This window comes from Actinophytocola gossypii (assembly GCF_025165815.1).
In the GTDB taxonomy this organism is placed as follows: Bacteria; Actinomycetota; Actinomycetes; order Mycobacteriales; family Pseudonocardiaceae; genus Actinophytocola; species Actinophytocola gossypii.
In genome coordinates, this window is the sequence record NZ_JAFFZE010000010.1 from 389,388 (window position 1) to 399,409 (window position 10,022).

General features: G+C 72.1%; 11 protein-coding genes. 6 read left to right on the forward strand and 5 right to left on the reverse strand.

Features of this window, described 5'->3' with window-relative positions; all coding sequences use genetic code 11:
- The first annotated feature begins 21 nt into the window (after positions 1-21).
- From JT362_RS13025 to JT362_RS13035, 3 genes are read left to right on the forward strand one after another with little or no spacing between them, the layout of a single operon-like run.
- Positions 22-912 carry a lysylphosphatidylglycerol synthase domain-containing protein gene (locus JT362_RS13025; protein WP_260191397.1) on the forward strand — a complete coding sequence of 297 codons (891 nt, stop codon included), beginning with the start codon at positions 22-24 and terminating at the stop codon, positions 910-912.
- Positions 909-1,706 (forward strand): class I SAM-dependent methyltransferase, encoded by a 798-nt coding sequence (locus JT362_RS13030; RefSeq protein ID WP_260191398.1) that lies wholly within the window; start codon positions 909-911, stop codon positions 1,704-1,706. Before JT362_RS13025 ends, JT362_RS13030 begins: the two co-directional genes overlap by 4 nt.
- 15 nt (positions 1,707-1,721) lie before the next feature.
- Complete coding sequence (locus JT362_RS13035) at positions 1,722-3,737, forward strand: prolyl oligopeptidase family serine peptidase (RefSeq protein WP_260191399.1); 2,016 nt, start codon at positions 1,722-1,724, stop codon at positions 3,735-3,737.
- A 6-nt stretch (positions 3,738-3,743) separates the two neighbouring features.
- On the opposite strand, the gene JT362_RS13040 is transcribed toward JT362_RS13035, so the two are convergent.
- Positions 3,744-4,520: a hypothetical protein gene (locus tag JT362_RS13040; protein WP_260191400.1), complete on the reverse strand. Its 777-nt coding sequence runs from the start codon at positions 4,518-4,520 to the stop codon at positions 3,744-3,746.
- A gap of 118 nt (positions 4,521-4,638) precedes the next feature.
- On the opposite strand from JT362_RS13040, the gene JT362_RS13045 reads away from it, so the two are divergent.
- Positions 4,639-4,950: a WXG100 family type VII secretion target gene (locus JT362_RS13045; protein WP_260191401.1), complete on the forward strand. Its 312-nt coding sequence runs from the start codon at positions 4,639-4,641 to the stop codon at positions 4,948-4,950.
- Between the two features lies 1 nt (position 4,951).
- On the forward strand, positions 4,952-6,526 hold the full coding sequence (locus JT362_RS13050; protein WP_260191402.1) for an alpha/beta hydrolase: 1,575 nt from the start codon (positions 4,952-4,954) through the stop codon (positions 6,524-6,526).
- Between the two features lie 3 nt (positions 6,527-6,529).
- Here the strand turns inward: JT362_RS13050 and JT362_RS13055 are convergent, their stop codons facing one another.
- Positions 6,530-7,225, reverse strand: coding sequence for a MerR family transcriptional regulator (locus tag JT362_RS13055; RefSeq protein ID WP_260191403.1), 696 nt, complete (start codon positions 7,223-7,225; stop codon positions 6,530-6,532).
- Between the two features lie 113 nt (positions 7,226-7,338).
- On the opposite strand from JT362_RS13055, the gene JT362_RS13060 reads away from it, so the two are divergent.
- Positions 7,339-8,511 carry an erythromycin esterase family protein gene (locus JT362_RS13060; RefSeq protein WP_260191404.1) on the forward strand — a complete coding sequence of 391 codons (1,173 nt, stop codon included), beginning with the start codon at positions 7,339-7,341 and terminating at the stop codon, positions 8,509-8,511.
- Positions 8,512-8,518: 7 nt separating this feature from the next.
- Here JT362_RS13060 and JT362_RS13065 read toward each other — a convergent pair whose 3' ends face one another.
- From JT362_RS13065 to JT362_RS13075, 3 genes are read right to left on the reverse strand one after another with little or no spacing between them, the layout of a single operon-like run.
- On the reverse strand, positions 8,519-9,040 hold the full coding sequence (locus tag JT362_RS13065; protein ID WP_260191405.1) for a GNAT family N-acetyltransferase: 522 nt from the start codon (positions 9,038-9,040) through the stop codon (positions 8,519-8,521).
- Between the two features lie 54 nt (positions 9,041-9,094).
- Positions 9,095-9,523: a cytotoxic translational repressor of toxin-antitoxin stability system gene (locus tag JT362_RS13070; protein ID WP_260191406.1), complete on the reverse strand. Its 429-nt coding sequence runs from the start codon at positions 9,521-9,523 to the stop codon at positions 9,095-9,097.
- Positions 9,520-9,936 carry a prevent-host-death protein gene (locus JT362_RS13075; RefSeq protein WP_260191407.1) on the reverse strand — a complete coding sequence of 139 codons (417 nt, stop codon included), beginning with the start codon at positions 9,934-9,936 and terminating at the stop codon, positions 9,520-9,522. Before JT362_RS13075 ends, JT362_RS13070 begins: the two co-directional genes overlap by 4 nt.
- Positions 9,937-10,022 lie beyond the last annotated feature (86 nt).

A 10,022-nucleotide genomic window follows, 5' to 3' on the forward strand; every position in this document is an offset into this window, starting at 1 on the left:
CGGTGTGGGTTTCTGGTCGCGGTGCTGGCGTTCGGGGCCGCGGTCGTCGTCGGGCGGTGGGGTGAGTTGCGGGTCGCGCTCGAGCGGCCGTCGTGGGGGTTGGTGGTCGCGGCGGGGGTGCCGGCGGCGGGCGGGATCCTGTTGACCGCGTTGGGGTGGCGGACGATGCTCGCCGACCTCGGGGCACCGCTGCCGGCGCGGGTCGCGGGGCGGGTGTACCTGCTCGGTCAGCTCGGCAAGTACCTGCCCGGCTCGGTGTGGTCGTTCGTCGCGCAGGCGGAGTTGGCTCGGGACCACGCGGTCTCCCGGCGGGTCACGGTCACCGGCGGCGTGCTGGGGCTGCTGCTCGCCGTGGGCACGGGGGTGGTCACCGCGTTCGTCGCGCTGCCGCTCGGTGGGGGCTCGGGCGCGCTGGTGGCGTACTGGTGGGTGGTGCTGGTGGTGCCGGCCGGGCTGGTGTTGCTGCACCCTCGGGTCATCGGGCCGCTGTTGGACCGGGTGTTGCGGCTGTTGCGGCGGGAGCCGTTGGTGCGGCGGCCCAGTTACCGGGGGATGGTGACGGCGGCCGGGTGGTACGCGTTGAGCTGGCTGCTGCTCGGGCTGCACTGCTGGTTGCTGATGCTCGGGTTCGGCGCGCCCGCCGGAACGTCGCTGCCGGTGGCGGTCGGCGGGCTCACGCTGGCGTTCTGCCTCGGGCTGATCGTCGTTCCCGCGCCGGCGGGCGCCGGGGTCCGGGAGGTCGCGCTGGTGTTGGCGTTCGCGCCGGTGCTCGGGCCCGGCGCGTCGCTCGCCGTCGCGCTCATCTCGCGGATAATGCTCACGGTGCTGGACTTCGTCCTCGCGGGTGCGGTCTGGGCCGAGCGGCGTCCGCGGCTGCGGGCGCGGGGACGGACGAAGGGACTCCGACCATGACCCAGGCCGATCCCCCCGGCGGGGTCGCGCTCGCCGTCGCCCGCCGGATCGCCGAGCGCGTCCTGTGGACAAGGGTCGCGCTGCGGCGACGGCTGGAGTCCCGGTCCGGCGAGCCGCGGCCGCTGCCTCCGCCGATGCCGGACACCGACCTGCTTCGCGACGCCGCGTCCTGGCAGGCGGCGGTCGAGGAGTGCAAGCGGCTCCGGCTGCCGCTGCACCGCGACATCCCGAAGAACTGGGACGCCCTCGGCGCGGTCGGCACGATCCTGCGCACGGTCGGCCGCGAGGCGTCGGTGCTCGACGCGGGTGCCGCTCGGTACTCCTCGATCCTGCCGTGGCTGCGCCTGTACGGGCTCACCGACCTGGTCGGCAACAACCTGGAGTTCGGCCGCGAGGTGCACCGCGACGGCGTGCTGTTCCGCTACGGCGACATCACCGACACCGACTTCCCTGACGGCCGGTTCGACGCGGTGACCTGCATGAGCGTGATCGAGCACGGCGTGGCGCTTGAGCCGTTCGTCGCCGAGTGCGCGCGGATCATCCGGCCGGGCGGGGTGCTCGTGGTCGCCACCGACTACGACATGGAACCGCCGGACACCACCGGCATCACCGCCTACGGCCAGCCGGTGCGCATCTTCTCCCCCGACGACATCCGCGACCTGGTGTGGATGGCGACCGACCACGGGCTGATGCTGCGCGGCGACCTCGAGCTCGAACACACCGAACGGCCGGTGTACTGGAACCGCACGAGGCTGGACTACACGTTCATCCGCCTCGCCTTCGACCGGAACTGAGGCAGACTCGACGGCATGACCGATGACGACCCGTACCTCTGGCTGGAGGAGGTCACCGGCGACACCGCCCTGGACTGGGTCCGGGAGCGCAACGCCGAGACCATGACCGAGCTGACCGGCTCCGCCCGCTTCACCGAGCTGCGCGACCAGGTGCGCGAGGTGCTCGACGCCGACGACCGCATCCCGTACCCGCGCCGGCGCGGCACGCACCTCTACAACTTCTGGCAGGACGCCGCGCACCCGCGCGGGCTGTGGCGGCGCACGACGCTGGAGTCGTACCGGTCACCGGAGCCGGAGTGGGAGGTCGTGCTCGACGTCGACGCGCTGGCCGCCGCCGAGGGCGAGAGCTGGGTGTGGCAGGGCGCGGCGGTGCTGCGGCCCGGCTACCGGCGGGCGCTGGTGGAGCTGTCCCGCGGCGGAGCGGACGCGGCGGTGGTGCGGGAGTTCGACCTGGTCTCACTGTCCTTTGTGGAGGAGGTGGACGGTGGGTTCGTGTTGCCGGAGGCCAAGAGCCAGGTCGGCTGGATCGACGAGGACCGGATCTACGTCGGCACCGACTTCGGGGAGGGCTCACTGACCTCGTCGGGCTACCCGCGGATCGCCAAGGAGTGGCGGCGCGGGACACCGCTGACCGAGGCGGTGACGGTGTTCGAGGGCAAGCCGGACGACGTGGCGGCGGGCGCCTACCACGACCCGACGGAGGGCTACGAGCGCGACATCGTCTACCGCAGCCCGGATTTCTACCGCACCGAGCGGTTCCTGCGCACACCGTCCGGGCTGGTGCGGATCGAGGTGCCGGACGACGCGGAGGCCTCGGCGCACCGCGAGTGGCTGCTGATCTCGACCCGGTCGGAGTGGACCGTCGGCGAGGTGACCTACCCGAGCGGGGCGCTGCTCGCCGCGCGGTTCGACGAGTACCTGGCGGGTTCGCGGGCGCTGAACGTGCTGTTCACACCGGACGAGCACACGTCGCTGTCGTACTTCCGGTGGACCCGCAACCACCTGCTGGTGGCCACCCTGCACGACGTGAAGAGCCGGTTCGAGGTGCTCACACCGGGGCCGTCCGGCTGGACCAGGGCGCCGCTGGCCGGAGTGCCGGAGGTCGGCTCGGCGGACGTACTGGACACCAACCCCGACGATGACGACGAGTACCTGCTGAACGCGAGCGGGTACACCCAGCCGGCGACGCTGTACCGGGGCGAGGTCGACGGTGGGATCGAGGTGCTGAAGCGGTCGCCCGCGTTCTTCGACGCCGACGGGCTGGAGACCCACCAGCACTTCGCGGTATCCGACGACGGCACCCGGATCCCGTACTTCGTGGTCGGCCGCCCCGGTGCGGACGGCCCGACCCTGCTGTACGGGTACGGCGGGTTCGAGGTGTCGCTGACCCCGGGGTACAGCGGCACGATCGGCCGCGGGTGGCTGGCGCGCGGCGGCACGTACGTGGTGGCGAACATCCGCGGCGGCGGCGAGTACGGGCCGGCGTGGCACCAGTCGGTGCTCCGGGAGGCGCGGCCGAGGGTGTACGAGGACCTGGCCGCGGTGGCACGGGACCTGGTGGACCGCGGGATCACGACGCCGGCGCGGCTGGCGGTGCAGGGCGGGTCGAACGGCGGGCTGCTGACGGGCGTGATGCTGACCAGGTACCCGGAACTGTTCGGGGCGGTGGTGTGCCAGGTGCCGCTGCTGGACATGCGGCGGTACCACAAGCTGCTGGCCGGCGCGTCCTGGATGGCGGAGTACGGCGACCCGGACGACCCGGCGGACTGGGCGTTCCTGCGCGAGTACTCGCCGTACCAGAACGTGCGGCCGAACCGCCCCTACCCGCCGACGTTCCTGCTCACCTCGACCCGCGACGACCGGGTGCATCCAGGGCACGCGCGGAAGATGGTGGCGCGGCTGGCCGAGCACGGGTACGACGTGCGGTACTACGAGAACATCGAGGGCGGCCACGGCGGCGCGGCGGACAACGAGCAGGCCGCGTTCAAGTGGGGCCTGGTGTTCGAGTTCCTGTGGCGGCAGGTGGGGTGACCCGACTCAGGACAGGCCCCACCGGTCGAGCAGTTCCTGGCGGCTGGTGCGGCGTTCGTCGGAGAAGTCGATGACGCCGATGATGAACGTCAGCACCGAGTCGGCGAACAGGCTCAGCTTGTCGTAGCTGCTGGAGCGGGCGTAGTCGTAGTCGTCGGGCTGCACCCGCTGGTGGATGATGAACCCGCTGATCATCGCCTGCAGCGCGAGCGCGAGCCGGTGCGGGCTCCACCCGGCGCGCAGCCGCGATCCGGTCACCTCCATCAGCGCCGCGTAGGTGGCCGTCCACTTGTCCTGTTCGGCCCGCAGCCCGTCGACCACGGCGTCGGCACCGTCGGCGTTCGACGACAGCAGCGGGGCGAGGTGGGCGATCAGGTACGAGCGGGGGTCGGCGACCAACTCGTGCAGCAGCGTGTCCGCGGTGCGGATCGTGGCGTCGACCACCGTGGTCGGTTCCCCGGTGTCGGCGAGGTCGCCGGCCATCCGCACCGGTGGGGGCTCCGCCGCGCGGTCCAGCTTGGACAGCGCCCACACGGCGGCGTCGGTGCGGAACGCCTCGACCGAGCCCCACCGGCTGGTGATCGTCCTGCGGTCCGGCGAGTAGCCGGCCCTGGTGAGGATCGCGACCGGATCGAGGTGGCTCAGCACCTGCGGGAACGGGGTCGCCCCGGCCCGGCCCTCGCCGGCGAGGAAGCCGTCGATGTCCTCGGCGGCGAGCGTCAGCAGGCGTCGCGCGACCGCGTCGCGCCGGTCGGCGGGTGGCCGCCCAGGTCCTCTCGTCACGTCTGGTTCCCCGGTTTCTCGCACGGATCGTGGAGGAAAACGTGTTCCGCCACGGGCGTCAGGCCGCGAGTCTGGTGACGGGAGGAATCGTGACACGGGCGATGTGGGGAGCGGGTTAATGGACGGGATGCGGGTCACCCCGGCGGAGCTGCGCACGGCGGGCGGCAACATCGTGGACATCGCGAGCGAGATCCAGCGCACGGCGAGCGAGCTGTCCGGGCAGACCTCGGCGGTCGCCGCGTTCGGTGCCAACGGCGGGTTCGACACCCAGGCGGCGGCGCGGACGCTCGAGGGGAACTGGGAGACCGCGATCGACGCGATCGCCGCCAGGATCTCGCTCGCCGGCGACACGATGGACGTCAACGCGGACACCTACGCGTCCACTGAGGACGCGAACACCGACGTGTTCAGCCACGGGTTGGGTGCCTGAGATGGTGAACTTCGCGCAGCTGAACGAGTTCGAGCCGGGCGTCTTCGCCGACGCCGCCGACGCCTGGGAGGCGCACGCCACGAACCTCGGCGACCAGCGGACCGCGCTCGGCACCGAGGTGGACTCCCTGTCGGACTGGTGCGGGGAGGCGGCCGAGGCGGCCAGGACGCACTTCGACGGCCTGAAGGGCAACCTGGCCGACTCGGTCGGGCTGTTGGAGCGGATCGCGCCGGCACTGCGCACGGCGGAGGAGGAGATCGGTGGCGCCAAGCGGCTGCTGGACGAGGCGATCGCCGACGCGGGCGACCGGTTCCGGATCACCGCGGACGGCACGGTCCAGCCCTCGGGCGACCTCACCGGCGACATCGCCGGGGACCTGACCGACCTGCAGGACCGGATCGACCGGGCGGTCCGGCAGGCCACCGAGGCCGACGAACGGGCGGCGTCGACGCTGCGCGAGCTGAACCCGGTGGAGATCGGGCTCGGCGAGGCGGTGACGGACGCGGCCAACCGGGACGCGCTGGCCGACTTCCCGGAGAACGGCACGCCCGAGGAGATACGCCAGTGGTGGGACGGGCTGAGCGCGATCGAGCAGGAGTCGTTGATCCACGGCAACAGCGCGCTGATCGGCAGCACGGACGGCATCCCGGTCGTGGCACGGGACCGGGCCAACCGGATCGTGCTCGACGAGCACGAGGCAATCCTGGAGACCCAGCTCGGCCAGTACCCCGAGGGCAGCGGTGAGCGGACCAGGATCCAGGACCGGCTGGCGGCGATCGAGCTCATCGACGAGCGGCTGGCGAGCGACCAGCCGGACCGCGCGTACCTGATCCACTTCGACGCCCAGGACGTCACCGACCGGGACAACCCGGGCCGGTTCGTCATCGCCACCGGCAACCCGGACACCGCCGACAACGTGGTGACCAACGTGCACGGCATCAACTCCACGGTGGACGGGAACATCGGCACCTGGCTGGAGCAGAACGACGCCACCGTGGACGCGGCGAACCGGGCGGACGAATCGGAGAGCACCGCCTCCATCGCCTGGTACGGGTACGACGCGCCGATCGGCGGCGAGGTCCTCGACGGCTCGTACGCCGAGAACGCCGCGCCGGACCTGCGCCGGTTCCAGGAAGGACTGCGGGCGAGCCACGACGGTCCGCCGTCGAACAACACCGTGCTCGGGCACAGCTACGGGTCGACCGTGGTCGGCGAGGCCGCGGGCAGCGGAAGACTGCACACCGACCAGATCGCGTTCGTCGGCAGCGTCGGCACCACCGTCGACGACGCGAGCGACCTGCGGCTGGTCACCGGCGACGGCGACACCGTGCGGGGCGACTCGTCGACCGTGTACGCCGGGCGCACCGAGCAGGACTTCGTCGGCTCCGGCCTCAGTGGGATGCACGGCAACGACCCGATGTCCGACGACTACGGCGCCTACCGGTTCGAGACCGGCACGGGTGGCGACGGGCCCAGTATCGAGTACGGCCACACCGGGGCGTACTGGGACCGCGAGGAGTCGGTGGACAACATCGGGCGGATCGTGACCGGGGACCGGCCGGTCGCGGACCGCTGACCGCTACGGCTGGTCGAGCAGGGTGAGGTAGGCGTCGAGCTGGGCCGCGCCGGCGAGGAGGTCGCGGCCGCGTCTGGCCAGCCGGTCCTGCCAGGCGCCGAGGAAGGCACGCAACGCGTCCGCGCCGCCCGCCGCACGCAGCGATTCGAGGAACCGCGCGACCTGCCGCAGCGGGTACCCGCCTCGGCGCAGCTGCCGGGCGATCTCGGCGTCGCGGACGCGGTCGGGCCCGTACTGGCGGTAGCCGGTCGCGCGGTCGCGTTCGGGGCGCAGGATGCCCTCGGTCTCCCAGGTGCGCAGCGTCGCCGGGTGCACCCCGAGCCGGCGGGCGAGCTCGCCGACGGTCAGCGGGCGGCCGCCGATCGGCTCGGGTGGCGTGGCGGACAGGCTGCCCAGTGCCGTAGCGGACTCGGCGCGGGTGTCGCGTTCGGCGAGCAGCTCGACGTGTGCCGCGTCGATGAGCCGGTAGGCGGACTCGGTGTCGCCGCGGTTGGTCGCGCGCAGGATCTCCGTGGCCTGCTGGTGTCCGTGGCCGCGGCGCAGCGCGAGGAAGGCGCGCAGGGCCTGCGCGTGCCGGGGGGTGTAGCGCCGGTAGCCGGTCTCGCCGCGCTCGGCCGGCGGGAGGATGCCCGCGTCCTCGTAGTTGCGCACCGCCTGTGCGGACAACCCGTGCTCGCGGGCGAGGTCGATGGGTCGCACTCTCACCTCCGTTTGAGACTTCACGGTATCGAACCCAGGTCGGCTTCGGCGAAGTTTCACTCGAACCTTCAGCGATACGGTCGAAGGGGAAGGCTCGTTCGGAAGGGGAACTTATGTCCACCGCCCTGCGTGGGATCGGCCGCCCACTCGACGACCCGGCCGGCCTGGGCCGTGCCGTCGACGAGCTGCTCGCGGCCCGGCCAGAGCCGCCCGCCCTGCTCGCCCTCGGTGAGCCGACCCACGGGATCACCGCGTTTCCGTTGCTGCGCAACGAATTCCTCGGCCACCTGGTGGACCGCGGGTACCGGTCGATCGCGTTGGAGACCGACGTCTTCGCCGCGTCCATCGTGGACGAGTACGTGGCCGGGGGCACGGCGGAGATCGACACCGTGCTCGCGACCGGGTTCAGCCACGGGTTCGGGTCCGTACCAGGCAACCGCGAGCTCCTCGAGTGGCTGCGCGCGCACAACGCCGGCCGGCCGCCCGCGGACCGGGTTCGTTTCCACGGCTTCGACCCGCCGACCGAGTACGCCTACGCGCCGAGCCCACGACACGCGCTGGCCTCGGTCGCCGACCACCTGCCCTCGGCACTGCGCCCCGAGTCGGCCCGCGACCTCGACGAGCTGTGCGGCGAGGACGCGGACTGGACGAACGAGGCGGCCATGTTCGACCCGTCGGCGTCCATCGGCGACTCGGACCGTGCCCGCGCCCTGCGGGTCGTCGCCGACGACCTCGCCAGCGCATTGCGTCGAGCGGCCCCCGGCCTGCGCCCGAGCGACGAGGCCCGCGCGCACGCGCGCACGGCCCAGGGGCTGCTGCGCTACCACGCGGCCATGGCCGGGTCCGGACCGGACCGGATGGGCACCCTGCTCAGCGTGCGCGCCGAGATGATGGCCGAGAACCTGCTCGCGATCGTCGACCAGGAGCGGCGGCGTGGCCCGACCCTGGTGTTCGCGCACAACGCGATCCTCCGGCCCGACACCGGGGAGGGCTGGGGCAGCGCCGGCGCGCTCGCGGCGCTCGCCCTCGACGGGCGCTACGTGTTCGTGGCGACCGACGGGAACCCGGACGGCGCCCCGGGCACCCTGCAGGGCGTGTTGGCCGAGGCGACCACGCGCCGTTCCCTGTTCCCGACCGGGGAGCTGCGCGCCGCCCTGCCCCCGTCGACCGGGCAGGGCGAACCGATCGTGCCCGGCCACCTCCCGCTGGACCCGGCGGAGCTGGACGGGGTCGACGCGGTCGTCTTCATCGCCGACACCGACGGCAGGCGGCACTGGCACTGGTAGTGGCCGCTCAGCCGGACAGCGGGTACTCCATGGACAGTCCGTCGAGGACGACCCCGTTGGGGAGCGGCACCTCGGTGCGCCGGACGTCGCGGAAGCCGAACGACCGGTAGAGCGGCACCCCAGGCATGGTGGCCATCAGGACCAGCGACCGAAACCCCTCGGCCCTGGCCGCCGCAACGCACTCGGCGAGGATCGCGCGCCCCAGCCCCTGGCGGGTCCGGTCACCCCGCACGAACATCGCTCGTACCCGCGCCGGCTCGGTGGCCGGGTCGAGCAGGCGGTCGTCCGTCGGCAGGTCGCCGGAACCGGTGTAGAGCTTGTCCCGTTTGCTCCAGCCCCCGCAGGCGACGATCTGCCCGTCGCTCTCGCAGACGAAGTAGGTGCCGTCGTCGATCAGCGCCGTGTCGGGCTCGGTGAGGTACCGGGCGGCGGCGGCCGTCTCACGCTCGTCGTGGAAGTGCGGGAACACGTCGAGCACGGACCGCCGCATCAACTCGGCGATCCCCGGCACGTCCGACCTCGTGGCCACCCGCAACACTGGCGTCCTTTCGGTGATCGCTCCGTTCATCCTGCCCTCATTCGATCAGCCGCCCGCTGTCCAGTAACGCTGAAGCCTGGCGATCGCCTCGTCCTTGCTCATCGCGGCTATCTCGGACTCGTCGAGGCCGACACGTGTGATCAGCAGGTGCACCAGATCGGCCGGCAGCGCGGCCGTGGGCGGCTCCGGTGTCCCGCGGCGAGGTTTGACGCCGTCCCGCACGCATGACCAGAACGCTGCTTCGTCGACGTCGAGTTGATCGCGCAGAATGTGCTTCCAGATGCCCTGCCCGTATCCGGTGCGGTCCACCGGGTGCGAGACGCGACTGCGCAGGATCCTCCCGTCAACAAGGTCGAGTTCGTAGGTGACGTGGTCTGTTCCGCTCCGGCCTAGAGCGTCGCGCACCACGCGCCATTCCTCGGTCCGACAGAACGCTTCGTGATCCTTGCGCGTCGGTTGTGGCCAGGACGTCACCGTGCGGCACCGACAAGCCAGTCGCGCAACTGCTCGTCGTCACTGAAGCTGATCAGCTGTACCAGTCCCCAGTTGTCGCGGTGGTTCGGAGCGTCGAGCAGCCGCTGCTGCCAGTCTTCCGCGTACTCCCGCAGGGCGACGACCATCTTGGTGACGGCTTCGTCGAACGACGCGCCATCAGCGGCCACCGGCAATCCAGGAACGAACACCGACCAACCGCCGGCCTCCGGAACGACCTGGGCACGGGACGGAACGATCGACGCGAGGAAGTGACGCAGCCGCTCGACATCCACCACGGCCGTGGTGGCGGAGTCCCGCCGAACCGTGGCCACCAGACCCTTCTCCGCGGCGTCCAACAGGTCCTTCAGATGTGCGCGAGCTTCGGTGTAGCTGTCGTAGTGGACAGCGGACATGCCAGCCTCCCCGGTGTCCCACCAGGCTCCCCCTCCGCCGGCCGGGCGGCGAGTAAAGGGCGAAGATGGGGCCGGGGGGGGAGAGA

What these genes read in the sequence shown, in the direction of transcription:
- JT362_RS13030 (WP_260191398.1), top strand. Translation starts at nt 909, where the DNA reads ATGACCCAGGCCGATCCCCCCGGCGGGGTCGCGCTCGCCGTCGCCCGC.
- JT362_RS13035 (WP_260191399.1), top strand. Translation starts at nt 1,722, where the DNA reads ATGACCGATGACGACCCGTACCTCTGGCTGGAGGAGGTCACCGGCGAC.
- JT362_RS13045 (WP_260191401.1), top strand. Translation starts at nt 4,639, where the DNA reads ATGGACGGGATGCGGGTCACCCCGGCGGAGCTGCGCACGGCGGGCGGC.
- JT362_RS13050 (WP_260191402.1), top strand. Translation starts at nt 4,952, where the DNA reads ATGGTGAACTTCGCGCAGCTGAACGAGTTCGAGCCGGGCGTCTTCGCC.
- JT362_RS13060 (WP_260191404.1), top strand. Translation starts at nt 7,339, where the DNA reads ATGTCCACCGCCCTGCGTGGGATCGGCCGCCCACTCGACGACCCGGCC.
- JT362_RS13075 (WP_260191407.1), bottom strand. Translation starts at nt 9,936, where the DNA reads ATGTCCGCTGTCCACTACGACAGCTACACCGAAGCTCGCGCACATCTG.